The following is a 24,964-nucleotide window of genomic DNA, read 5'->3' as shown; positions in this document are numbered from 1 at the left end:
CGTAAGCTCGCATTGCACAACATGCTAGATCTGACTGATCTCTCGGTCAGGTTTTGGCCTGTGTGAGACCTGTCCACTATGGAGTTCGCGAGGAGATTTGCCTCATCGCGGTAGTTGACACTCTGTTCGCTTGATGTCCCGGGGCTGATCCCGTGCCAACTAGCAGTTTGCTAGGCTTTCGGAGCCGTGCTCCCTACGTTTTGGAATCCTGCGCGCTTAGGTCAAAAATCGCTGAATTTCGGCGTGATTTGCGCACTCGCTTCGCAATATCGCAGAGCTCTTCCGATTAGAAAGGGCGCTCCAAGGCAGGGAGAAATGCAGATGAAGGTGGGTGTTCCCAAGGAAATCAAGGCGCACGAATATCGTGTCGGCCTGACCCCTGGGGCTGTGCGCGAATATGTCGCTGCCGGTCATGATGTAGTGGTGGAGACTGATGCCGGCGCAGGCATTGGCGCAACCGACAACGATTATCGCAAGGCTGGCGCAGCGATTCTGGACTCCGCGCGCGAGGTATTTGCATCGAGCGAGATGATCGTGAAGGTGAAGGAGCCCCAGCCGTCCGAATGGACCCAGCTGCGAGAGAATCAGATCCTCTTCACCTATCTGCATTTGGCGCCGGACCCGGAGCAGGCCAACGGCCTACTGAAGTCTGGTTGTACGGCAATTGCCTACGAGACGGTGACTGACGCGCATGGCGGCCTGCCGCTGTTGGCGCCGATGAGCGAGGTCGCAGGCAGGCTTGCGATCGAAGCGGCCGGTAGCGCCCTAAAGCGGTATTCAGGCGGGCGGGGGCTGTTGATAGGTGGCGTGCCGGGTGTGCAACCGGCTCGTATCGTCGTGATTGGGGGCGGCGTTGTTGGCACGCATGCGGCACGGATGGCGGTTGGTTTGGGGGCCGAGGTCACTATCATTGACCGATCGATCCCTCGGTTGCGCGAGCTTGATGAGCTATTCGGCGGGCGGGTTCGAACCAGATTTTCGACGATTGACACGGTGGAAGAAGAAGTCCTAGCGGCGGACGTGGTGATCGGTGCGGTGCTCGTTCCCGGAGCGAGCGCGCCGAAACTGGTCAGCCGCGGTGTGTTGAGCTCGATGCGCGATGGTGCGGTGATCGTCGATGTTGCGATTGATCAGGGTGGATGCTTCGAGACATCGCACCCGACCACCCACGCCGACCCAACTTACAAGGTGGATGGCGTCATTCACTACTGTGTGGCCAATATGCCCGGGGCTGTCCCGCTCACCTCAAGTCAGGCGTTGAATAACGCCACGCTGCCATTTGGTTTGGCTCTGGCCAGTAAGCGCTTTTCGGCCGTGCTCGAAAACCCGCACCTTCGGGCCGGCCTAAACGTCCATCGCGGCCGAGTAACGTACAGGGCCGTCGCCGAGAGTCTCGGTCTGCCCTTCTCACCGATCGATCAGGCTGCGGCCTGATCCCAGAGGCCCAATCGGGCGTTTCCTCCCTGACTTAGGCCACTTCCTTCGGAGTGGCCCTTTTTTTTCAAATCATAAATCTACTGAGTGCGATTGGCGGCGCCAAACCGTAAGCCTCTGTTATTCATTGATTTACCGACCCGGTCCGCGCGTTGTTACATAGCTTTGTTCACGATCGTTCAGCTCACAGATGGCTGCCGCTTCCGCATCCTGACCCTGATCGACGAATGCAGCGCGAGCGCCTGCGTCGGTGGCCGACACCTCGCTGTCGGGGTTTCCCCGTTGGGGAGCTGGATCGACTGATCATCGAGCGCGGCAAGCCTATGGTGGTCAGCGACGACCGGACCAATTGACCAGCAACGCCATCCCGACATGGGCCGATCAGAGCGGCGTTACCGGGCAATACATCGCGCCCGGCTGAGCCGACGCAGAATGCCTTTGTCGAAAAACTTCACGTCCCCGAGACGAATTGCTGAACGAGACGCTGTTCACTTCGCTGGCAGCAGGCCAACGCCGAACTCGAATGGGGCGGGCCAACGCAACACTCTGAAAGGGCTCTTATATCTGGGTTCATGTATGGTGCCAAGGAAAGGATTTCGCACTGATCCGGTATAGCGCCCGTTCATTTTGCGGCGCTACCCCTCTCTGCCCGACAGCCATTGTCCGTTCTTTTGGGCGAAGAATCTTAGACAACTACCAGGCTTGGAGCTGCTTTCCGGTCGGCGGTGATCTTGGCCTGCATCGCGCGCGCCGCCCACGCAATGGACATCGATCAAAACCGATGAAGCGATCCTGGCGAAGCACCCCTTCAGGAGTTAAAACAAAGTCGTGCGCCATTCAACGCTTCAGCATGTGCTTTGACCGCGCTCGCTTCGCTCCGCATCGGCTCATGTGAGAAAGTACGGCATCGACACAGACTGTTGGGCTTGCGACACACTGTCGAAGCGGCGACATTCGACGATAAATAACCGCACAAAACAAGCATCGGTAGTTTGGCACAACACTTGAAAGAAAGAAGCCTCCCGCACTCCTGCTCACGGAGAATCGCAGTAATGACTTACAAGATAATCGCGTCCCAGTGCACCGTCTGCGGCGCATGTGAGTTCGAATGTCCAAACGTCGCAATCAGCCTCAAGAACGACGTGTATGTGATCAATCCGAAGAAGTGCACCCGCTGTAGGGGGCATTTCGAGACGCCACAATGCGCCGTTGTCTGCCCGGTGCCGGGCACCTGCGTGCCAGCATAGAGGTGCAGCGACGGGCGGTGCCGCTGCACGTGCCAGGGAGACGCCATCTGCGGCCACTTTAGTGATCGGTCGCCTGATCGCGAACGTTACCGGTCCCCAAATGGTGACTTGCGGGACCGCCTTTTTAGCGAGCGAAACAGGCTTCAGGCATCGCCTGAACCGGCAAAACTCGTCCTTGCACAGGCGGAAGCTGGCAATGATAGTTGTTCATGCGACCGTTGAGGGTGTCCAGAGCGTCGACGTGGACCAGTCCCGATATGGATTTGAAACGCTGATCCGGGCTGAAAAGGCTCCGAGGGGGCTATCAGAAGATACCGTCCGCTTCATCTCCGCGAAAAGGAACGAGCCCCGCTGGATGCTGGAGTGGCGCTTGGAGGCCTTGCGGCGCTGGCTGATCATGACCGAGCCGACCTGGGCGCGTCTCAATCATCCCAAGATAGACTACCAGGACATTGACTATTTCGCGCTGCCAAAGAAGGCCCCGTCGATCGACGAAATTGATCCGGAAACGCTCAAGACCCCACAGACGCGGGGCATTCCGCTGCGCGTGGTCGCGAACCTGGAGGGCGAAGAGCTGACCCGCGGCGCAGACGGCTCAGCGAGCCGCAACATCGCCGCCAGCACCTTGTTCGACCCGCTTTCCGTTGTCACCGCCTTCGGAGAAGAGCTGAAGAGGGAAGGCGTGATTTTCATGCCGATTTCTGAGGCGATCGCCGAGCATCCCGAACTGGTGCAGAGATATCTCGGCAGCGTGGTGTCGATCTCCGACAATTTCTTCGCGAGATTGAACTCGGCTGTCTTCTCTGACGGTTCGTTCGCCTACGTGCCACCGGGCGTCCGCTGCCCGATGGAACTATCAACTTATTTCCGCGTGAATGGGCGCAACACCGGCCAGTTCGAGCGCACTCTGATCATCGCCGACAAAGGCTCCTACGTCAGCTATCTCGAGAGCTGCACCGCGCGGCAGCATGATGAGAGCCAGCTGCATGCTGCGGTCGTCGAGCTCGTCGCACTTGATGACGCCGAAATCAAATACTCGGCAGTGCAAAATGGGTACCGTGGTAAGTCCGGCGGCAAGGTCGGCATCTACAGTTTCGATACCAAGCGTTGTGACTGCCGCGGCGAGAACTCGAAAATTTCCTGGACCCAGGTGGAGACAGGTACTGCCACCACCTGGAAGAATCCGAGCTGCATTCTTCGCGGCGACAACTCGAACGGCGAGTTCTACTCGATCGCAATGTCGACCGGTTCTCAGCAGATCGATAGCGGCACCAAGATGATCCACCTCGGCAAGAACACGTTGAGCCGGATCGTCTCCAAGCGTATCGCCACCGGAAGATCTCAGAATACCTATCGCGGTCTGATCAGCGCTCACATCAAGGCCACAGGCGCGCGCAGCCATACCGCATGCAACTCGCTTCTAATCGGCGACATGTCTGGTGCGCACATTGTGCCTTACGTCGAGGCGAAGAACTCCTCGGCGGCGATTGAGCACGAGGCCACGATCTCGAAGATATCTGAGGACGTGCTGTTCTACTGCGGCCAGCGTGGGATTTCGCAGGATGAGGCTGTTGGCCTCATCGTCAACGGCTTCGCCAGAGACGTATTGCAGAGATTGCCGCTGGAGCTCGCGGTCGAAGCGCAGAGGTTGATCTCAATCTCATTGGATGCATCGTCCGAATGACTGAATGATCCGCGATACCCTACGAACCCAGCTCACCCTTTTGGATGACGTTTTCTGACAATGACAGAATGGAGCTACTCGAAGTTGGAGTCTCAAGTATGGCAAAACATCTGCGGGCTAAATCTTGCCATCAATGTGGGCCAGGTACGTGGGATTACGACGATCGGCCTATCCGGCAAGGCGAAACTATCGCAGGTCATCGCGGGCGAGCCTGGGCTCTGAGAGCTCACCGCCGGCCTTATCGTTTTGAACCGCGAAAGTCCTGCTCGCCATAGAGACGGACAAGGCGGCCGCGAATGGCGTATTTCTCGCTTTCTAACACTGCATGAAATGACTGGCGCCGCCACCGTAAACATTCTGGGTCCGACACTATGCGCCAAACCCAGCTGCCCGGGCGCGAGCGGTGCGGTCGAGCGAGCGGCACTCGAGAGCCATCAAGCTGGTGGTGGTGATGACATATTGGCGCCGAGCCTGTCTGATGCCGAAAATCTCGGAAGGTCGATCCGCGGACGCATCAACGCCGTCTTAGATTAAGTCAATGATGAAATGAGCACGGTTGTGTTGTCGATTGCGATTGAGATGCGATGGTATCGCTCAAATCGGCAACAGTGACCGACGCCGCGGTGATCACCGTCGCCAATCACTAGGCTGTGAGACATTCGATCCATATCATCGGGATTGCGATCGGATCTTCGGCATCCAGCTTTGCACGCCTCATATCTGCAACTCGGTAGTGGGCGCGAATGGATCGTGCAAGAAAGCTTTATCGACCGACGGGTCAGGTGGCTACGAAGCCAACGATGCGTTGATCGATTCGTCTCGAAGAGGCATCAATCCTTACGCGCCATCTGGACAGCGGCTGAAAACGCTTAGCGAAGATGGAGGGTGACGAGTGAGCTAGAGTGGCTCATGCCAGCATGTTTATATTTCTGGTTCGCTTAAAATGTGCTGCCAACAGGCAGGACCTGCTAGGCACCACAATTTTCTGTCGCTGTGCATGTCATAGCGTGAAGCGCGGTTGTCGTGGTTCTAACATGGCGTATGAGGGCTAATCTTCAAAGCACTCTGTCGCGTTTGCAACAAACGCAACGCACACACGCAAACGAAAACCAGAATCCGCTCGCATAGTGCGTGCTACGGCGCTGGCATGCTGGTTGCAGAAGACGTGGCCGAGTGCCCCATTGCAACAGGAAAGCTTCGAAGGACATCGGCATGAGTCTCGCAACGACCCAGAGCATCCCGGAAATCAGAGCGCGGAATAAGGAGCTGATCGAAGAGGTATTGAAGGTCTATCCGGAGAAGACCTCGAAACGTCGCGCCAAGCATCTCAATGTCCACGAGGCGGGTAAATCGGATTGCGGGGTCAAATCGAACCTCAAATCAATACCCGGGGTCATGACGATCCGAGGCTGCGCCTACGCGGGTTCCAAAGGTGTCGTCTGGGGACCGATCAAGGACATGGTCCATATCAGCCACGGCCCAGTCGGTTGTGGCCAGTATTCGTGGGGCTCGCGGCGCAATTATTACGCCGGCACCACCGGAATAGATTCGTTCGTGACCTTACAGCTTACCTCCGACTTCCAGGAAAAGGATATCGTGTTTGGCGGGGACAAAAAGCTCAACAAGATCATTGATGAAGTTCAGGAGCTGTTCCCCCTGAACAACGGCATCACGATCCAATCGGAATGCCCGATTGGCCTCATCGGCGATGACATTGAGGCGGTGTCGCGAGCAAAGTCTAAGGAACATGGCGGAAAGACGATCGTGCCGGTCCGCTGCGAGGGTTTCCGTGGCGTGTCGCAATCGCTTGGCCACCACATTGCCAACGATGCGGTGCGCGATTGGATATTTGACAAGAATGGGCCCGACAGCAAACCGAGGTTCGAGCCGACCCCGTACGATGTCGCGATCATCGGAGATTACAATATCGGCGGCGATGCCTGGTCATCTCGAATCTTGCTGGAGGAAATGGGTCTACGTGTAATTGCTCAATGGTCCGGCGATGGCACGCTAGCCGAACTTGAGGCTACGCCGAAGGCAAAGCTCAACATCCTGCATTGCTATCGTTCGATGAATTACATCTCCCGCCACATGGAAGAGAAGTTCGGCATTCCCTGGTGCGAATACAACTTCTTCGGGCCCTCTAAGATCGCAGAATCGTTGCGCAAGATCGCCAGCTATTTCGACGACAAGATCCGGGAGGGCACCGAGAGGGTGATCGAGAAGTACCAGCCGCTGGTGAATGACGTGATCGCGAAATATCGGCCCCGCCTCGAAGGGAAGACGGTGATGCTGTTCGTCGGCGGACTGCGCCCCCGTCATGTGATCGGCGCATACGAAGACCTCGGCATGGAAGTCATCGGTACGGGATACGAGTTCGGCCACAACGACGACTATCAACGTACGGCCCAGCATTACGTGAAGGACAGCACGCTCATCTACGACGACGTCAACGGCTATGAGTTCGAGCGTTTCGTCGAGAAGCTCCAGCCCGACCTGGTCGGGTCAGGGATCAAGGAAAAATACGTGTTCCAGAAAATGGGTGTTCCGTTCCGGCAGATGCACTCCTGGGACTATTCCGGCCCATATCACGGCTATGACGGTTTTGCCGTCTTCGCGCGCGATATGGACATGGCCGTCAATTCGCCCATCTGGAAGAAGTTGAAGGCGCCCTGGAAGGATCTCCCCAAGCCCAGCCTCTTGGCTGCAGAATGACGCAACTAGCCGCTCTCAGCCGAGAGCCCTATTCACAGTAATCACTATCCTAAAGGGTGTTGCATGGCGCAGAGTGCAGAACACGTGCTCGATCACATAGAGCTGTTCCGCGGTCCGGAATACCAGCAGATGCTGGCAGACAAGAAGGCATTCGAGAATCCACGTGAGTCCGCTGAGGTTGAACGCGTCAGAGAATGGACAAAGACGCCTGAGTACCGCGAAAAGAATTTTGCGCGGGAAGCGCTGATGATCAACCCAGCCAAGGCCTGCCAGCCGCTCGGCGCGGTGTTCGCTTCTGTTGGTTTTGAGGGCACGCTGCCATTCGTGCACGGCTCTCAAGGCTGCGTCGCGTATTACCGTAGTCATCTGTCTCGGCACTTCAAGGAGCCGAGCTCCTGCGTCTCCTCTTCGATGACAGAGGACGCGGCAGTATTCGGTGGGCTTAACAACATGATTGACGGGCTCGCCAACAGCTACAACATGTACAAGCCGAGGATGATTGCGGTCTCCACCACCTGCATGGCCGAGGTCATCGGGGACGATCTCAACGCCTTCATAAAAACGTCGAAGGAAAAGGGATCTGTTCCGTCGGATTTCGATGTGCCGTTCGCACACACTCCGGCGTTCGTCGGCAGTCACATCACCGGCTATGACAATGCGCTCAAGGGCATCCTGGAGCATTTCTGGGATGGGAAGGCGGGAACCGCCCCCAAGCTGGAGCGCACGCCGAACGACAAGATCAACTTCATCGGCGGCTTCGACGGCTATACGGTCGGCAACCTCCGCGAGATTAAGCGCATCTTCGAACTAATGGGGATCGACTATACCGTCCTGGCCGACAATTCCGAGGTTTTCGATACGCCGACAGACGGCCAGTTTCGGATGTATGACGGCGGCACCACACTCGAAGACGCCGCCAACGCCGTTCATGCGAAGGCGACGATTTCCATGCAGCAGTGGTGCACGGAAAAAACACTGCCGTTCATCGCCGAGCACGGCCAGGAAGTCGAGGCGTTCAATCACCCGGTGGGCGTATCCGCAACGGATGACTTCCTGCTCGCATTGTCGCGCATCAGCGGCAAAGACATTCCGGAAAAACTAGCACGAGAGCGCGGCCGCTTGGTCGATGCGATGAGTGACTCCAGTGCGCATATCCATGGCAAGAAATTCGCCGTCTATGGCGATCCAGATCTCTGCTACGGTTTGGCTGCCTTCCTTCTCGAACTCGGCGCGGAACCTATTCACGTGCTCTCCACCAACGGCAATAAGGCGTGGGAGGAGAAGACAAAGGCATTATTGGCTAACTCGCCATTTGGGCAGAACTGCCACGTTTATCCGGGGCGGGACCTCTGGCATATGCGTTCTCTATTGTTCACCGAACCTGTCAACTTTCTGATTGGCAACACTTACGGAAAGTATCTGGAACGGGACACCGGCACGCCGCTGATTCGGATCGGATTTCCAGTTTTTGATCGCCATCACCATCACCGCTCTGCTGTGTGGGGCTATCAAGGTAGCATGAATGTGCTCGTAAAGATTCTCGACAAGATCTTCGACGAGCTCGACAAGAAGACCAGCCGTCTCGGCGAGACCGACTATAGTTTCGACATCATTCGTTGATGGTGGACGTTACGCGTGTCATCGCCGGTGCGGCCGGCGATGACGCAAGCCCGTGACGGGTTGATTAATCCAAATCGTTCCGGCTCAAGGAGAGAAGAATGAGTTCGCTAGCGGCCACCGTCCGGGACGTTTTCAACGAGCCGGGCTGCGCAAAGAATGGCAGCAAGCCGGAGAATGAACGCAGGACGGGTTGTACCAAGCAACTGTTGCCGGGTAGCGCCGCGGGCGGTTGCGCCTTTGACGGCGCCAAGATCGCACTACAACCGTTTACCGACGTCGCCCACTTGGTGCATGGTCCGATAGCTTGCGAAGGAAATTCCTGGGACAATCGCGGCGCGGCGTCGTCCGGCTCGGACCTGTGGCGAGCGGGATTTACAACCGATATGAACGAAACGGATGTCGTATTTGGTGGTGAAAAGAGACTCTCCAAGGCGATTAAGGAGATAATCCTCAAGTACGACCCGCCGGCCCTTTTCGTCTACCAAACCTGCGTGCCTGCAATGATAGGAGACGACATTAACGCTGTCTGTAAGGCGGCTACGCGAAAGTTCGGAACGCCGGTAGTTCCCGTCAATTCGCCGGGTTTCGTGGGTTCAAAAAACCTCGGCAACAAGCTTGCTGGCGAGGCTTTGCTCGAACATGTCATTGGGACGCAAGAGCCAGATGACATCACGCCTTATGACATCAATCTGATAGGGGAATACAATCTGGCCGGCGAGCTTTGGCAGGTTAAGCCGTTGTTTGACGAACTTGGTATCCGCATTCTCTGCTGCATCTCAGGCGATGGTAAGTATCGCGAAGTCGCTTCGTCGCACCGGGCCCGGGCCGCCATGGTTGTGTGTTCAAAGTCGATGATCAACATCGCGCGCAAGATGAAAGATCGTTACGGGATTCCATTTTTCGAAGGGTCCTTCTACGGCATTCAGGACTCCAGCATCTCACTGCGTGATATTGCACGATTGCTGGTCGAGCGCGGCGCGCCCGGTCATCTCATCGAGCGTACAGAGGCGGTGATAGCACGTGAGGAGGCCCGCGCTTGGGCTGCAATCGAGCCATACAAGCCACGCTTCAAAGGCAAGAAGGCCTTGTTGATTACCGGCGGCGTCAAGTCCTGGTCGGTCGTTGCCGCGCTGCAGGAGGCCGGACTCGAGTTAGTTGGGACCAGTGTAAAAAAATCCACAAAGGAAGACAAAGAGCGCATTAGGGAGTTGACCGGGCAGGCGACACAGATGATTGAGGACATGCCACCACGCGCGATGTACCAGATGCTGAAGGACGCGAAAGCGGACATCATGCTCTCGGGAGGTAAGTCTCAGTTCGTCGCACTGAAAGCGGCGACGCCCTGGTTAGATATTAACCAGGAGCGTTGTCACGCCTACATGGGTTATCTCGGTATGGTTAAGCTGGTCGAGGAGATCGACAGATCGCTATTCAATCCAATGTGGGAGCAGCTGCGCCGGCCGGCACCCTGGCAGGCGCTAGCTAGAACGCTGGCAAAGGTGCACTCGCCGGCAGCCATCAGCATCTCCGGTTCTGAAATCGACGAGACTGCACGGCGCGCCAAGAAGATCTGTGTCTGCAACACAGTTGATCTCGGCACAATAGAGGACGCAGTTTGTTCGCATAATCTGACTAGCGTTGAGGCAGTCAGACAGCACACAAATGCGATCGGTGGCTGCTGCAAGAGACGAATTGAGGACATTCTTCAGTCCTCGCCATCTCATGCGCTTCAGGCCGCAGAATAGGAAGCTGACATGGCTGTCGTCATGACGCCGAAGAAGGCTTGTGCCGTCAACCCGCTAAAGATGAGTCAGCCGATCGGCGGCGCATTTGCTTTCATGGGACTGCGCGGAGCCATGCCACTCCTACACGGCGCTCAAGGGTGCACGTCCTTTGGGCTCACGCTGTTTGTACGGCATTTCAAGGAGGCGGTGCCGTTGCAGACCACCGGGATGACAGAGGTCACGACCGTGCTCGGGGGCTACGACAATCTCGAGCAGGCAATTCTTAACATCTTCAATCGCGCCAAGCCGAAGGTCATTGGTATCTGTTCGACGGGGGTGACCGAAACTAACGGCGACGATGTTGATGCCTACATCAAGCTCATTCGCCAGAAACATCCGCAACTCGCCAGATTGCCTCTGGTCTATGTCTCAACGCCAGATTTCAAAGACGCGTTCCAGGATGGTTGGGGGAAAGCTGTAACGCGGATGGTCGAGGTTCTGGTTGAGACGCCTGCCGTGGATGTCCCGCGTGACCCCGCCAGGGTCAATGTTCTTCCCGGATGCCACCTCACACCGGGCGATCTCGACGAGCTCCGAGCTATCCTTTCAGACTTCGGATTGCAGCCGTCCTTCCTACCTGATCTTGCCGGATCTCTGGATGGGCATGTCCCGGATGAGTTCACGCCGACGACGATCGGTGGCATCGGGGTCGACGAGATCGCGCTCATGGGCCGGGCCGGGTGGACTATAGCCATCGGTTCGCAGATGAGGCGGGCTGGAGAGGCAATGCAGGCTAAGACTGGCGTGCCATTTCGCCTCTTTGAGCGACTGTGCGGCCTCCTTCCCAACGATGAATTCATTGCCTTTCTAAGCGAAATCAGCGGTCGCCCGGTGCCATCGAAATATCGTCGTCAGCGCGGGCAACTCGTCGATGCGATGCTGGACACGCATTTCCATATTGGCGGTCGCAAACTTGCGATAGGAGCCGAGCCAGACCTTTTATTCGATCTTTCGAGCATGCTTCACGATATGGGGGTTCAGGTGATCGCGGCCGTTACAACCACGCACTCGGCCGTGCTCGAGCGGTTGGCGAGCGAGGAGGTGCTGATCGGTGACCTGGAGGACCTGGAAGAGGTTGCGAAGAGCAAGGGGTGCGATCTGCTCATCACGCATTCTCACGGCCGGCAAGCGGCGGCGCGGCTGAAGATTCCGTTTTATCGCGTCGGCTTTCCGATGTTCGACAGGATAGGCGCAGGGCACCACAACTCGGTGGGCTACCGTGGCACGCGCGATCTTGTCTTCGCAATCGCAAATCTGCTGATCGAGGATCGCGAGCAGAATTATAGACCCACGCCAGATACCTGGCGTACATCGGCTCCGGCCCCGAGGCCATGCCTCCGAGGATTCACCGACCGAACAGAGAGGCCCATTCCATGAAGGTCGCGTTCGCTACTCAAGACATGCGGCGTGTTGATGCGCATTTTGGATGGGCCAAAAACATCGCTGTCTATGACGTCGGCCCGGGGGGGCACGTGTTGGTGAATGTGTTTGAATTTCACGGTGATCTCGCGGAGGACGGCGACGAGGACAAGCTGGCGCCAAAGATCGATGCGATCAAGGACTGCGCTATCCTCTATGTCGCGGCGATCGGCGGATCAGCTGCCGCCCGGGTGGTTGCCAAGAAGATTCACCCGATCAAAGTAAACAAGCCGGAGAACATCCTTTTGCTGCTTGAAAAGCTAGAGCGCGTACTGAGGGGGACGCCGCCCCCCTGGCTACGCAAAGCCTTGACTGAGGATCAAAAGCCTACAATCGACTTCGATGGCTGAGGACGACATGACGGAGGCCGCAAACATAGCACAGGGCGATACGGTTCTTGATGCGCCAATCATCAAGGAGCTGATCAAGCTTTGGCGCGCCCAAGATACGCATGGTTCTTGGGAGAACAGGAGCGACATCTATCTGCTTGAACCCTATATTCTAGATAGTGCAAAACGACGCCAACTGCCAATCGTCGGCGATCCCGATCCAGACACGATCCGGCGGCTGGAGCTGTTCTTCGATGCGGTCGCGCTCTCCATCGAGAGGGAGACCGCGGTCATGATCCAGCCGATGCTGAAGATGAATCACGAGGGCTTCGGTCGCATGGTGCTGATCGGGGGGCGACTGATCGTATTGAATAAGCAGCTCCGCGATGTGCATCGCTTTGGCTTCGAAAGTCTTGCAAAGCTCGTAGGTGAGGGTGACAAATATGTAAAGGACGGCGTCAGCATGATACGAAAGTTTCCCAGCGTCGCGAACTATTAGAAGCGTCTCATGAGTGATCGTGAAGGATTGGAAGCAGAACTAAAGAAGCTTTCGGCAAGAGCAACACAGGCAAAAATGGATTTACACGATCTCTCGGAGGAATTGCCCGTGAACTGGCCGTCGATCACGGCGGTGGCGCAGAGGGCGCATGATGCCTTCGCCGAACTCGATCGTAAGCGACGGGAGCTAAAGCAGCTGGGTAAATCGTAAAGGTACTCATGATGTCATCCATCACGCGAGGTGGCCGGGAATGGACGCCGAACTACCTGGACTCAATTGATGCCAAGAAGTGCATCGGCTGCGGCCGCTGTTTTAAAGTCTGTGGTCGCAATGTTATGACATTGAAGGGGATCAGCGAGGAAGGCGAACTTGTGGATCTCGAGGATGACGAAGACGACGAGATTGAGAAGAAGATCATGGTTATGAATGACAAGGGCGAATGCATCGGCTGCGGTGCATGTGCGAGGGTGTGTCCCACTAGTTGCCAGGCGCACGATCCGGCCATAGCGGCGCCTGTGTAAAGGGTGCATCTAGTCAACTTCGAGATCTTTGTCGACCATTGGTATTGGGCGCGGTTGTCGTGCTGTGGTGCGGCGGATCAAGATGTTCGGCGTCCTCCAGCAACAATTGCAGCTAGCACTATGTGCCCACCGCTATCCGAAGCCTGCATCTTGGCGTTAGCTTCAATCTCCCGATGCTTGTTTCTTCAGCAGATGCATTCGCGCGCGGTGTTGGTCGCCCCCTGCTATCGGCGAGGCGGGACAGGGTCGGTGCGCACCACGTGCCCCCCGTTGGGCGTCCGGCGTGTCGAGCCATGGCTTCACGCGGGAACATTAACTTCGCGAAACTGGTTCACGCTAAGACGTAACGCTGCCGGTCAGCCCTGTATTCGTCGAGAGGCTCGGCCGTGCCGAGACGCTGCCGTGCATCGCGGTGTCTGCCGTCGTTTACGATCCATGCAGTTGAGGGAGTCCTGCATTTTGGACGGAAGCGATCAAGCTGATGATCAATGAAAGGTGTTTTCTATGTATGAGCAATGGGACAAAGCCTAATACCGTCTCTGCGCTCGGTCGGCTTGACGGCATTCCAAACCGCCATGCGATTGGCTTCCGCCTAGTGATCGTCGATAAGACGGTCGCCGGAGACCGTGGTCCATCGTGGTGGGTGCGCTGGGGCAAGAAGGTACTTGGCTATGTCCCCACAACGGCGTCAACTTGGACTGGAAGCGTGACGAGTTTCTCGATCCATACGGCGTCCGGCTCATGTGCGGCAAGCACGGGGCGACTTTCGAGCTCGGCACTGGCCGTTGCGTCGAAGGCCCATGTAAGGGCAAAGATCTTACGCCCGTCGCGCTGACAGCCCTCGATGACGAGGTCTGCGTCGTCGGCGTTCGACTCGTCGAGAGTGATCCTCCACCTGACGTTTGAAGCCCGTGCTTAGACCGGCCGGTTCTCGTTTCTGTTTTTCACCGGGCTCATTCTCTCCAGACCAGCTTCGTAAGATATTTGGTCATAGGAGATATGAAGTGACTTAGCCGCGTCGAGGACATAATCGAGCTTGCCGCCGGCGTTGAGATTCTTGATGTCGTTCTTGTCTATTCCGATGAGGTCCAATAGCTCTTTCCAGACCGTGGACTCGTCACACGGCAGAACGTTGAAGATGATATCGCCAAGCTCAATTTGGTATTTGGCCAACAGGTCTATGTTGTTGCAGAAGATGAAGTAGCGCCCTTCCGGGCTTAGCGCATGATCAAGCACGTCTACGACGTCGGAAAGATAGGCGAGTGAGTGCAGATAGCCAGCCAGCACCGGAATTGTGCTTTCACCTTCCTGCGCAATCGTCAACACTTGCTCAATCGAATAGTCTGGCGGCCGTTTCTCGTCCGCAACCTGGGTCTGGAATTTCAGTGCGATGTCGCCGCGAAAGCCAAACCGGCCTGGCTTCGTGGTTCCGGCCTTGAGTACGGCATTGAGCAAGCGCCCGTCCCGCTCAAGTGGGCCGAGCGCGGTGTTCGCGATTGAAGTCATCAGATTTGTCCTCGATCTAAACTCTTCACCGGCGCCTCGGCCGGTGCAAGATCCAGTGCAAATGTCTTGCCGTCGCATAAGGGGCGGTGTTTTGGCTTGTTCTAAAGAAAATTACGCAATCGTGGTGCGAAGTCCCCAAGAATCCTGTCCGTGATTCGACATGCGTTAGAAAGCCAACAGGTGGGCGTCGAAGAAGACAGCGATGCCGAGCATTTTCGAGGTGGCATGCCACTTGCCAGTCCGACGACCAAAAGACAGCTAGACGAGGACGAAAATGATCAATCTGACCGATAACGCAGTGAACGCCGCCAAGAGGGCCATTTCGGCGTCGGCGCCCCCAGCGGGCGGGCTGCGTATCGCCGTCGAAATGGGTGGCTGCGCCGAGTTCAAGTACACGATGGGCCTGGCCGCTAGCGCAGAGCCCGACGACACTGTCATCGAACGTGACGGACTGAAAGTGTTCGTCGACAATAAGAGCCATCAGCATCTGGCTGGCACAACTATCGACTTCGTGGTGGCCCTGGAGAGCGCGGGGTTCACCTTCGACAATCCTAACGCGAAATCGTGTTGCTCTTGTGGAAAGTCGTTCAGCTGATGATGAGGCTCAAAGAATGGGCGAAGGCAAGAAATTGCGGAGCAGCCGTCCGGTACCGCGGCTCACCGGCAGCAGCTCATTCACACCATGAGAGAAGGTCAACCGAACGTGCAGCCCGAGCGTGGCGGCGGTCAGATGACGTAGCTGGAAGACGGAACGATCTTGGTCAGCTTGACCGGCGCCGGCGTGCTCTTTGCGTATCCTGGTGTGACGAAGGGAAGGCATTTAGGGCTGATGGTCGAAAATGTCGTCGAGCCCGTTTGCCTTTCGCCCGCCCAACAAAGGCGCAGGATTGAGAGAAGATTTAATGCCGATTTACCTCGACAACAATGCGACCACGCGGACAGATCCGTCCGTCCTACAGGCCATGTTGCCGTTCTTCACCGAGCAATATGGCAATGCCTCCTCCGCCCATGCTTTTGGTCGAGAGGTCGCCGGCGCCGTGGAGCAGGCGCGTTGCAGCTTGCAAGGATTGTTAGGCGCTGCATATGAGCACGAAATCGTCTTTACATCCGGCGGGTGCGAGGCCAATAACACCGCAATCCTTTCTTCGCTCGCCACTCAGGAAGGGCGGGACGAGATTGTCACCACCTCGGTCGAGCATTCCGCCGTTCTTGCGCCGATCAAGCAATTGGCGACGATGAACTTCAAGACGCACGTGATTCCAGTCGATTCGCGCGGCCGGCTTGACATCGACGCGTTCCGACGCGCGCTTGGGCCGCGCACTGCGCTTGCATCTGTTATGTGGGCCAACAACGAGACTGGAACGATTTTTCCGGTGGAGTTTCTAGCCGGGCTGACGCGTGAGGCGGGCGCGCTGTTTCATACGGATGCGGTGCAGGCCGTGGGCAAACTACCAATCTACTTGAAGGACAGCGCGATCGACATGCTGTCGCTCTCCGCGCACAAACTGCATGGGCCCAAGGGAATCGGCGCGCTCTATTTGCGAAAAGGCACAAAGTTCAGGCCGCTGATCTGGGGCGGATCACAGGAGCGACGACGCCGCGGGGGTACTGAGAATATCCCTGGCATTGTTGGCCTTGGAAAAGCTGCAGAGCTTTCGGCGGAGCGGCTCCAGCTGGAGTGCGTTCGCATCGGCGGATTGCGCGACCGCCTGGAGCAAGGAATTTTGCAAAACGGCGACTGCATGGCGCTGGGCGATATCAGCAACAGGCTATCAAACACGACGAACATCGCGTTTGACGATCTTGAGGGCGAGGCAATTGTCCATCATCTCAGTCTTGCGGGCATTGCCGCTTCGCTCGGATCAGCCTGCGCCTCGTGCTCAATGGTGCCGTCGCATGTCATGCGTGCCATGGGTGTGCCGTCTAAGAGCCTGCGCGGCGGCGTGCGCCTGTCTCTATCGCGTGAGACAACTGTCGAAGAGATCGACCAGGTCGTTTCTGTCGTGTCAGACACTTTGACTCACTTACGCGCCCAATTGCGGCGAGCATGCGAAAGCGCTCCGGATGCATCCCGGTTCAGGAACTAGAGTTCATGAAAATAATGATCCGCCGGTCCCCCGACGCCGGCCTTTCGATTTACGTGCCGAAGAAAGACCTCGAGGAGCCAATCGTGGAATCCGAGCATGAGACACTTTGGGGAGGCTGGATCAGGATTGCCAATGGTTGGGTCCTCGACCTGCCCGAAATGGCGAGCGACACGCGGCTGCCGATCACAATCAATGCAAAAAAGCGTGGGGATGACAGGGACGATCGATGAGGCCACTTCCGCAGATCGAGTTCGCCAATGCAGTCGACGCAAAAGCGATTCTCACGGATCTTGCTGCCAAGATGAGAGGCGGCAGCATTGTTCCGTATCTTGGACCAGGCCTAGCGGAGTTGTTCCAGCCCAAGGCGCCAATGACCCCTGAAGCCTTAGCGGCTTCTTTCGCCAGTAAGGTCGCGGTGCCGCGCCGGGCCAAAGGCAATGCACGGGCCTCGGCGCAGTATGTGGAGAGCAACAAGCATCGTTCCATCGTCACCGCATTGATGGCGCAGGCGTTCTCTCTGTCGACCGATCCAACACCGCTGCATCATCATCTTGCGACTCTGGCCCTGCCGCTGATAGTGGCCTCTTGGTACGACGGTGCGATGCGTGCGGCGCTCGGTAACCGTAGCGAATGGGGTGAGGTGCAAGGTATAACCTGCTCGGGCAGGCTGCGAGGATCGTTGGTACCGCTTTTACGATTCGGAGGGCCATGTGGTTGATCATGCCTCGGCTGTCCATTGACCGACTGTACTGTACAAGCCGCATGGCAGCGTGCTCCGGCGAAGAGCTTCCTGATCACTGACGCTGATTACGTCGAGGTCTTGACTGAAATCGACATCCAGACCCCGATTCCCGACATCATCAAAGACAGGCGAACCGGGCGGAGCTTTCTCTTCATCGGCTGTCGCTTCAACAACCAGCTAATGCATATCTATGCGCGGCAGGTCACGAAGCGCTCGGCCGAGGCTCATTATGCGATCGTTGATCCGCAAGTGCTCTCAAGCAAGGAGCTTCGCTTTCTGGTCGAGCAACGCCTGACACCGATTGCGATGAGGCTTCCGCAAGCGATGGAAACATTGCCCGCCAAGTAGCGGTGCATGTAGGGCCATCCCATCCCGGTGAGAATAGGAGATCGCAAGCAGCGGGGCGGGTAAGGCAGGGACGACTTTGAGAAGACAGACGTCTGAGGACGCAAACGTTCGCGTCTCTCAGCCGACATTGCTGTCGCGTTCCCGACGCGTGCGTCAGCGCGGCGTCTGTACAATGGTGTGGATCACTCTAGGTAACTCAACACATAGAGCGAAACACCGCGCGCATCCGTGATGGCACGCGAGTTGCTCACTCCAATTTGTAGGTCGTAAGCTTACTCAGCAGGAGAGAACTGAATATGAACGCTGTTGCCGGACGCGGAAAGAATGTCAAAGCTGCGGAAGCTGGCGGCAAGATGCGGGTCATTGGCGATCAAAAGGCCTGCCGGAGCCAATCCAGGGACGGCACAGCGAGCTGCGGGTTACAGCCCGTCCAAGGCGGCGTGTCATCCGAGATCTGGAAGAAGATCAAGAACCATCCTTGCTACAGCGAAGAGGCGCATCATCATTACGCTCGCATGCATGTCGCTGTGGCCCCCGCTTGCAATATTCAGTGCAACTACTGCAATCGCAAATACGACTGCGCCAATGAATCGCGTCCAGGCGTAGTCAGCGAGAAGCTCACTCCTGAGCAGGCGGCAAGAAAGTTGGTCGCGGTCGCGGCGAGCATTCCACAGCTGAGCGTGATCGGAATCGCAGGTCCCGGCGACTCGTTAGCCAATCCAAGAAAGACATTCAAGACGTTCGAACTCATTGCCGCGGCAGCTCCTGACATCAAGCTGTGTCTATCGACAAACGGGCTGGATTTGCCTGATCACGTCGACACCATATCCCGGTGCAAAATCGACCACGTCACGATCACCATCAATATGATCGATCCTGAAATCGGGGCTAGGATATATCCGTGGATCTTCTTCAACCATAAGCGCTACACCGGCACCGAAGCCTCCAAAATACTTACCAGTCGCCAGTTGAAAGGCCTCGAGATGCTCTCAGAGCGAGGCGTCCTGTGCAAAATCAACTCGGTGATGATTCCCGGTATAAACGATCAGCACCTCATCGAGGTCAATAGGGCGGTCAAGTCGCGTGGCGCCTTCGTGCATAATATAATGCCACTGATCTCGTCGCCTGAACACGGCACCGCATTCGGCCTCAATGGCCAGCGAGGCCCGACCGCGCACGAGCTGAAGGCGCTGCAAGATGCTTGCGAAGGCCAGATAAACATGATGCGGCACTGCCGCCAGTGCCGCGCTGACGCAATCGGCCTTCTTGGAGACGATCGGAGCCATGAGTTCACAGCAGAAAAGATCATGGCCATGCACGTCGAAAATGAGCTTGAGACGCGGAAGGCTTATCACGCCAAAATCGAAGATGAGCGCGAAGCAAAGATTTCAGCCAGACAGGAGGAGCTGGAAAAAATCGCTGGCGAGACGAGCGAGATCAAGCTTCTCGCCGCAGTCGCCACCAAAGGATCTGGACTGATCAATGAGCATTTCGGGCATGCCAGGGAGTTTCTAGTATACGAACTCTCGACATCCGCGGTCAAATTCGTTGGCCACCGCCGTGTCGACCTTTACTGCCAGGGCGGATATGGCGAGGAAGATCGGCTGGCGAGCATCATCCGTGCCATCAACGACTGCCATGCTGTATTCGTAGCCAAGATCGGTGGCTGTCCAAGGAAGAGTCTGATCAGTGCTGGGATCGAGCCGGTTGAACAATACGCGCATGAGTTCATTGAGACATCCACGATCGCCTGGTTTAGGTCCTATCTCGATAAGGTGAAAAGTGGTGAGATCCAGCACGTCCAGCGCGGCGACGCCGCGATCCGGCAAGGGCCCCTGGTCTCCGCAGTTTAGGAGGTGTACCGATGCCGTTTAAGATCATCTCCTCACAGTGCACGGGCTGCTCGGCTTGTGAGCCGCTATGTCCGAACGCTGCAATCCGTGAGAAGGCTGGAAGCTTCACTATTGAGTCAAAGAAGTGCACCGAGTGCGTCGGCTATTTCGACGAGCCGCAGTGTGTCGCCGTCTGTCCGGTCGAAAACACCTGCGTCATCGACACATCATTGCCGCGCTATCAGGGGGCTGCCTGAAAGGCGTGTAGTCGTGCGCGCAAGGAGCAGGAGATCACCAGCACCCGCGCCGCTACCGTCCTGCGGGGCCCGGAGGAGTAATGCATGAATAAAATCGTTCGGGATGGTGATGTCGTCGAGCTAAGCGGGCCGCCGGCCTTCAGCTTTGGCGAAAAGGTGCGAGCCCGCCGCACCATTCGCAATGACGGCACTTTTCGCGGCAAGGAGATTGGCGACGTCTTGGCGAAGAGGGGAGACGTTGGCTACGTCATTTCAATCGGCACGTTCCTACAGCAGTTCTATATTTATGGCGTCGAATTTATTGAAAGTGGCAACCGTGTTGGCATGAAGCGAAAAGAGCTCGATCGACTCGATGCGTGCGAAGAGATTGATGATCTGCCGTTGCCAGAACGGACTGTATCATGATGGAGCCGCGCGTTCCCAAATATCGATCGGGCCAGCGCGTGAAAACAGCGGTCGATGTCATTAACGACGGCTCAGTTTCCAACGCACCGCGGGATGGAATCTTAGTCGGCGCTGGTGAAATCGGCAAGATTGTCCGGGTGTTGGTGCATACCGAAGCCAGCGTACCCATTTATCTTGTGGATTTCGGTGGGTGCCCGATCATCGGATGTCTTGAAGAGGAAATCACCGTCGTGTGAGGGGGGTCTTGCAATGAAGGGTACGAGAAAGCTTCCAATCGGGGTGATCGCCCAGCCGAATGAGCTAGATCGCAAGAGGATTGAGCGTGCCTTGATCTCGCGCAAGTACTATCGCTACGTGTTGCCCAGCGTGACTGCTGTGAAGGCTGGTTATCTTATCGAGAGTCCCTGCTGCTCGCACAACATCGACAGGGAGGGGGGCCTGATTGATGTCGCTGTATTTCACTACGATACCGTGAGCCGGACCTGGAAACTGTTCTTCAAGAATCATGCACGGGGGATATGGGAATTTTATAGCATGTATCACCGACTGGCTTCGGCTATCGACGAATTGAACATGGACCCTGAGCGGCTGTTCTGGCGGTGATGCTCGTTGGAAACAGTCATATAGGAGTCACAATGGCAAATATCCGAGGAATAGACGAGATCGGACGTCTGCCAGCAACGATTGAGGCTGATACCAACGCGGTTGCCGACCTGAATCGCCGCTTTCCATCACCAGGGTGCGACGTGACGCGTCGGGTATCACGGCGAAACCATTCCGACGTCCTTCGCGGATAGACCCGCATCTGAATCGAGGGATCCGACCAGTGCATGCAGATTACGGCCGACCAGGCGGGAGCGATCGGATTGTTACTGGCTAGAAGGAATGTTGACGGGATCGGCTTAGAGTCTGCAGAGAATGACGTCGATAACGGCGGGTGGCGAATGCGAGCGTTTTCTCCGGTCTGCTGTCAGATCCTGATATTACAATCCCCGAGCTCTCGGCTATCAGAGCGCATTGCGTTCGCAGCGAATTGCGAATGGGCCGACTGCTGAGACATATGAAGGAGCGTTGCCGCTTATCCCAGCCGAAAATATACTGTTGAAGTTCCGAGCTGCAGCATTGGGCTTCTGCTTGCGCTGAGGGTGCGGGGCGCGACATGAGCGCTACCCATCCATTGAGGGTTCTGCCCTTGCGCAAGGCTAGGTCGAGGTCAGTAAGCGCACAGCCCTTGTTGCGATATGGGACCGAGGATGCAACTTCATGCAATCAAAGAACGATCTGGATGGGCTGCAGCAATAGCCCGTCACCGTTTCGAGAATAGTGAGGATCGCGCAAAGAAAAAGATCACCGGAATGCAAGCGTGCGACCATGTCGCTGCGGGAGGTTAGCTCCACGCAGGTCGACAAATGAGCGCGCCACGTTTTTATCTTTAGCTTCCCGTCCCCTTGTCTAAGCTTAGCAAAAGAACGGCGAACGATTTGAGCCCGCAGATCATCATCCATGCCCTCGTCCCAATGGCCGCGTGCTCCAGATCAGCGGGTGCCCGCCGAGGCCCGCGCCCGACAAGTGGTTTCATGTTCTCACTTGCGTGGGAGCCTGCTTTATCAACCACGGCCAGACAACAGATCGTACCCTAAGACAGGAAACGACAGCACCGGCATGAACGATGGATTATCAATGCCGTGGCTAGCCACGAGATCAAGGTGCCCGCAGTCCGTCTGGCGGATGCCGGCCGAGCGGAATGGCGTCACAGCATTCGCGCTTTAGCAGATCGACGACATGGGCGAGGGCCGGCGGTGTCTTCTTGTCAAACCCGGTACGATGTGCGTGATGTCCGCAACAAAGAGGAACGTTTTTGTATGACGATGCTGAAATTGCATCTTGGAAGTCGACGGGAGTCGTGCAAGAGCGAGTATTGCCCCGATGGTGCGGAGCTTGCATGAAGAGCATGGATAGTGGAGCAAACCAAATGGGACTAAAAGGCTGTGGCAGGGTCAAACGTTGAAGCCTTGATGAGCAAAGCCTTTCAGACGCGGAGCTATCTGCAACTGATCTTGCCTGCTAGAGCAGTGATCGTGGCGCAAACCTCTCGGGTAGTAGCGCAATCGATAGCGGGATGGACGGGCAACGTTTCACGTGTGCTCGCCTCAGGAAAGATGGTCGTCAGAGTGAGGAGGCAGGCGCATGAATGCAGAAGATGAACTGGAACTTCCACAACTCTATAGGCATCATGTCTTTGCCTGCCACACCGAGCGTCCCCCCACTCATCCGCATGGTAGCTGCGCCGCCTCCGGCGCGCTTGCCCTATGGGATCGAATGGGCAAAGCCATCGAGGCGCAAGCGCTCTCGGACGTCGCCTTGACGCCGGCGGGTTGCCTCGGCTTTTGCAACACAGGTCCGTTGATGGTGGTCTATCCCGATGGCGTCTGGTATCGCCCGACCACGGCTGAAGACATCGACGAGATCGTAGAATCACACCTGAGAAAGGGCAGACGAGTCGATCGCCTTGTGATCGTATTGAAGCGCAGCTAAGGCCATCGGCTAGTGCTCGTTCGGCCGTGAGCGCATCCGCGCAAGAATAGATGCCTCCGGAATCCTGGATTGCGTCACTATTACAGGTGGTAGCGTCGGACATTCTTTGAGGACTCCGCGCGCAATTCGAGACGAATGATCTTGTTGCGGGAAGTTGATCTCAGTGGTGTTTCGGTCGGATCGAGTTCCCATGGCTGCTGGAAGGCTTTGAGGTTTAGGTCCACTCGCACGTGGCGCTGTCCACGCGCTGGCTGTAGTTCATTGGTTGGCCTTGATGCCACGGGACTTCCGTGACGCAAGAAAAAGCTGATGGCTGATTTTGGCCGCGCGCGTCACCTCATACTGATGCCGACGACGGCTCGCACCAATGCGAACACAATGAGGCTTAAGTTCCGACGATCGAGCGGGACGGCTCTTTCTTGAAGCGTCGTCACGCTCGATGCTTCGGTGAATCAACGATCGCATTAGAACTTATATGCGATGCCGCCGCTGACCAGCCAGGGGTCTATGTTGGCCTGTCCGTAGACCGGAATTGCGTTGTTTACAGTTGCCGAATAATCCGGCCTCAGCCACAGCTTCTTTATATCGAAGTTGACGCCCCAATGACGATCGAGCATGTAGTCGAAGCCAAATTGGATCGCAGGGGCAACCTGGTTGCTGATACGCAGATCGGTCACGGCGAGGCCTGCGAATCGCGTGTTGGCAGCGGATTGGTTGAAGAATACGGTGTAATTGATGCCTGCGCCGACATATGGCTTAAACGCGCCGAAATCCGTGAAGTGATATTGCAGCGTCAGCGTTGGTGGCAACAGCGAGGCTTTGCCGATATCGTGTCCATCGAGAGTTCCGGCGCCGGTGATGTGATGCCTAGTCACGCCGAGAATGAGTTCGGCAGCGATGTTCCTGGTGAAGAAATAGGTGATGTCGAGTTCCGGTATGCTTTGATCGCTGATCGAGAGCGTGGAATTCGGCGAGGACAGAGGCGGGGCCCCAGCGACGTTGACCGAGCTCGCCCCGGCGTCCGGCAGTACGCCGAGTACGCGCAAGCGGATCATCCAGGGATTGAAAGCTTCGATGGGGGGCGCTTTGGCATAGAGCGGCGCCGATGCCAGATCAGCAGCCTGTCCCGACATGATACCTCCACCGAGCGCCGCGGCCAGCACGAGAGGCGATGCGGTCCTCATAATTGTTCTTGTTCTCATCGAAGTTCTCCATTCCCAATCTGGCGCGAGGAGCCGCGCCGCACCCCTATTGACACAGTGCGCTGGCAAGGTGGTTGATGCCAATCAAACCGTGCGGCTCATAGGCGCGTATTGTCGCCACGACGCTTGAAGGTTTCGCTGTGAAACGTGGGGGTTCTTCCCGGAACGTCATTGTCTCTCGTTTTGTCTAAGCAGCGCTTCTTGAGACCGTCATAGACTTCCTGCTCCAGAGTAAGTCTGCAGCCAGGATCTTGGCCTTCGAAATGGAGCCGTCCGTTATGCGCGCACACGCGTAGAAGCGGTCGTGTTGTCGGGAAGCACAACCTGAGTGGACAAGGCTGTCTTGTCTGAAGACCACCATTCACTCACGAAAGCATTTACCAGAGCAGGGGCTCCCCCAGAGGTGGGAGAGGGTAACTTGCCCTACCTCGCTCGGATCGCCAGTGCTTAACAGTCCTCTCACATGAGGGCAGCTCGTTCTGGGTTCTTTGTGAGAACAATTCGAAAGACCATCTTGTGTGTTCTCTCCTAAGCGCGCGCGAGCACTAGCTCATGATCGTATCGCGGCATGTCTTTCGACATCGGCGCTTTACCAGTGGACGCGGGATCAGGACTCACTCTGCCAGCAGCATCGCAAGGCCACCCGGCGGGTCGTTTGCTTAGGAGTTGATATCCCCAGACATGATCCGGAGCGCGGATCGGTTCCAAAAGGGATGGGACCGGCGTACTGCAACGGTGAATCTTCTCTGCATTCTACCGCGCCTTCCAAATATCCTTGGCAATCACGCGGCCGGTAGT

At 56.8% G+C, this 24,964-nt stretch carries 23 protein-coding genes and 1 pseudogene; 22 read left to right on the top strand and 2 right to left on the bottom strand.

Features of this window, described 5'->3' with window-relative positions; genetic code table 11:
• The first annotated feature begins 321 nt into the window (after positions 1 to 321).
• The 12 genes from ald to BCCGELA001_RS31275 all read left to right on the top strand — a co-directional run bounded on the left by ald (position 322) and on the right by BCCGELA001_RS31275 (position 14,158).
• Positions 322 to 1,434, top strand: a complete 1,113-nt coding sequence (gene ald / locus BCCGELA001_RS31330) for an alanine dehydrogenase (protein WP_008545882.1) — start codon at positions 322 to 324, stop codon at positions 1,432 to 1,434.
• Between the two features lie 1,052 nt (positions 1,435 to 2,486).
• Positions 2,487 to 2,681 (top strand): 4Fe-4S binding protein, encoded by a 195-nt coding sequence (locus tag BCCGELA001_RS31325; RefSeq protein ID WP_008545879.1) that lies wholly within the window; start codon positions 2,487 to 2,489, stop codon positions 2,679 to 2,681.
• Between the two features lie 196 nt (positions 2,682 to 2,877).
• Positions 2,878 to 4,365, top strand: a complete 1,488-nt coding sequence (gene sufB, locus BCCGELA001_RS31320; protein ID WP_060737046.1) for a Fe-S cluster assembly protein SufB — start codon at positions 2,878 to 2,880, stop codon at positions 4,363 to 4,365.
• A 1,212-nt stretch (positions 4,366 to 5,577) separates the two neighbouring features.
• Positions 5,578 to 7,080, top strand: coding sequence for a nitrogenase molybdenum-iron protein alpha chain (nifD, locus tag BCCGELA001_RS31315; protein WP_008545864.1), 1,503 nt, complete (start codon positions 5,578 to 5,580; stop codon positions 7,078 to 7,080).
• Between the two features lie 63 nt (positions 7,081 to 7,143).
• Complete coding sequence (nifK, locus tag BCCGELA001_RS31310) at positions 7,144 to 8,700, top strand: nitrogenase molybdenum-iron protein subunit beta (RefSeq protein ID WP_060737045.1); 1,557 nt, start codon at positions 7,144 to 7,146, stop codon at positions 8,698 to 8,700.
• Positions 8,701 to 8,798: 98 nt separating this feature from the next.
• Entirely contained in the window at positions 8,799 to 10,445 is a 1,647-nt protein-coding gene (gene nifE, locus BCCGELA001_RS31305) for a nitrogenase iron-molybdenum cofactor biosynthesis protein NifE (RefSeq protein WP_060737044.1), read from the top strand.
• A gap of 9 nt (positions 10,446 to 10,454) precedes the next feature.
• A complete protein-coding gene (nifN, locus tag BCCGELA001_RS31300; protein WP_060737043.1) occupies positions 10,455 to 11,861 on the top strand; it encodes a nitrogenase iron-molybdenum cofactor biosynthesis protein NifN in 1,407 nt (468 codons plus the stop codon).
• The gene (gene nifX / locus BCCGELA001_RS31295; protein ID WP_008545842.1) at positions 11,858 to 12,253 is read left to right on the top strand and encodes a nitrogen fixation protein NifX; all 396 of its coding nucleotides are present in this window, start codon (positions 11,858 to 11,860) and stop codon (positions 12,251 to 12,253) included. Before nifN ends, nifX begins: the two co-directional genes overlap by 4 nt.
• Before the next feature lie 7 nt (positions 12,254 to 12,260).
• The gene (locus BCCGELA001_RS31290; RefSeq protein ID WP_060737957.1) at positions 12,261 to 12,731 is read left to right on the top strand and encodes a NifX-associated nitrogen fixation protein; all 471 of its coding nucleotides are present in this window, start codon (positions 12,261 to 12,263) and stop codon (positions 12,729 to 12,731) included.
• A 9-nt stretch (positions 12,732 to 12,740) separates the two neighbouring features.
• A complete protein-coding gene (locus BCCGELA001_RS31285) occupies positions 12,741 to 12,941 on the top strand; it encodes a CCE_0567 family metalloprotein (protein ID WP_060737042.1) in 201 nt (66 codons plus the stop codon).
• Between the two features lie 11 nt (positions 12,942 to 12,952).
• Positions 12,953 to 13,252, top strand: a complete 300-nt coding sequence (gene fdxB / locus BCCGELA001_RS31280; protein WP_060737956.1) for a ferredoxin III, nif-specific — start codon at positions 12,953 to 12,955, stop codon at positions 13,250 to 13,252.
• A gap of 636 nt (positions 13,253 to 13,888) precedes the next feature.
• On the top strand, positions 13,889 to 14,158 hold the full coding sequence (locus BCCGELA001_RS31275) for a Rieske (2Fe-2S) protein (RefSeq protein WP_335339434.1): 270 nt from the start codon (positions 13,889 to 13,891) through the stop codon (positions 14,156 to 14,158).
• Between the two features lie 9 nt (positions 14,159 to 14,167).
• On the opposite strand, the gene BCCGELA001_RS31270 is transcribed toward BCCGELA001_RS31275, so the two are convergent.
• Complete coding sequence (locus BCCGELA001_RS31270) at positions 14,168 to 14,758, bottom strand: hypothetical protein (RefSeq protein ID WP_008545831.1); 591 nt, start codon at positions 14,756 to 14,758, stop codon at positions 14,168 to 14,170.
• 274 nt (positions 14,759 to 15,032) lie between these two features.
• Between BCCGELA001_RS31270 and BCCGELA001_RS31265 the strand changes: the two genes are divergently transcribed.
• The 10 genes and pseudogenes from BCCGELA001_RS31265 (at position 15,033) to BCCGELA001_RS31220 (ending at position 22,964) form a co-directional block, all read left to right on the top strand.
• Positions 15,033 to 15,353 carry a HesB/IscA family protein gene (locus BCCGELA001_RS31265; RefSeq protein WP_008545830.1) on the top strand — a complete coding sequence of 107 codons (321 nt, stop codon included), beginning with the start codon at positions 15,033 to 15,035 and terminating at the stop codon, positions 15,351 to 15,353.
• Positions 15,354 to 15,660: 307 nt separating this feature from the next.
• Positions 15,661 to 16,845 carry a cysteine desulfurase NifS gene (gene nifS / locus BCCGELA001_RS31260; RefSeq protein ID WP_008545828.1) on the top strand — a complete coding sequence of 395 codons (1,185 nt, stop codon included), beginning with the start codon at positions 15,661 to 15,663 and terminating at the stop codon, positions 16,843 to 16,845.
• A 5-nt stretch (positions 16,846 to 16,850) separates the two neighbouring features.
• A complete protein-coding gene (gene nifT, locus BCCGELA001_RS31255; protein ID WP_008545826.1) occupies positions 16,851 to 17,075 on the top strand; it encodes a putative nitrogen fixation protein NifT in 225 nt (74 codons plus the stop codon).
• Positions 17,072 to 17,935, top strand: a pseudogene (locus tag BCCGELA001_RS31250) (SIR2 family NAD-dependent protein deacylase). The gene nifT and the pseudogene BCCGELA001_RS31250 overlap by 4 nt, the downstream one beginning before the upstream one ends.
• 353 nt (positions 17,936 to 18,288) lie before the next feature.
• Complete coding sequence (gene nifB, locus BCCGELA001_RS31245; RefSeq protein ID WP_442855185.1) at positions 18,289 to 19,788, top strand: nitrogenase cofactor biosynthesis protein NifB; 1,500 nt, start codon at positions 18,289 to 18,291, stop codon at positions 19,786 to 19,788.
• 11 nt (positions 19,789 to 19,799) lie between these two features.
• Entirely contained in the window at positions 19,800 to 20,024 is a 225-nt protein-coding gene (locus BCCGELA001_RS31240; protein ID WP_008545824.1) for a 4Fe-4S binding protein, read from the top strand.
• Positions 20,025 to 20,108: 84 nt separating this feature from the next.
• The gene (locus tag BCCGELA001_RS31235) at positions 20,109 to 20,429 is read left to right on the top strand and encodes a nitrogen fixation protein NifZ (protein WP_008545823.1); all 321 of its coding nucleotides are present in this window, start codon (positions 20,109 to 20,111) and stop codon (positions 20,427 to 20,429) included.
• Entirely contained in the window at positions 20,426 to 20,665 is a 240-nt protein-coding gene (locus BCCGELA001_RS31230; protein ID WP_008545822.1) for a nitrogen fixation protein NifZ, read from the top strand. Before BCCGELA001_RS31235 ends, BCCGELA001_RS31230 begins: the two co-directional genes overlap by 4 nt.
• A gap of 13 nt (positions 20,666 to 20,678) precedes the next feature.
• Positions 20,679 to 21,032, top strand: a complete 354-nt coding sequence (locus BCCGELA001_RS31225) for a DUF3024 domain-containing protein (protein ID WP_008545821.1) — start codon at positions 20,679 to 20,681, stop codon at positions 21,030 to 21,032.
• A 1,584-nt stretch (positions 21,033 to 22,616) separates the two neighbouring features.
• Positions 22,617 to 22,964 (top strand): (2Fe-2S) ferredoxin domain-containing protein, encoded by a 348-nt coding sequence (locus BCCGELA001_RS31220; protein ID WP_060737040.1) that lies wholly within the window; start codon positions 22,617 to 22,619, stop codon positions 22,962 to 22,964.
• Between the two features lie 464 nt (positions 22,965 to 23,428).
• Here the strand turns inward: BCCGELA001_RS31220 and BCCGELA001_RS31215 are convergent, their stop codons facing one another.
• A complete protein-coding gene (locus tag BCCGELA001_RS31215; RefSeq protein ID WP_060737039.1) occupies positions 23,429 to 24,166 on the bottom strand; it encodes an OmpW/AlkL family protein in 738 nt (245 codons plus the stop codon).
• Positions 24,167 to 24,964 lie beyond the last annotated feature (798 nt).

It is taken from the genome of Bradyrhizobium sp. CCGE-LA001, assembly GCF_000296215.2.
Classification (GTDB): Bacteria; Pseudomonadota; Alphaproteobacteria; order Rhizobiales; family Xanthobacteraceae; genus Bradyrhizobium.
Note: the sequence above shows the minus strand (reverse complement) of the source record. Positions and strands in the feature narration are given on the sequence as shown.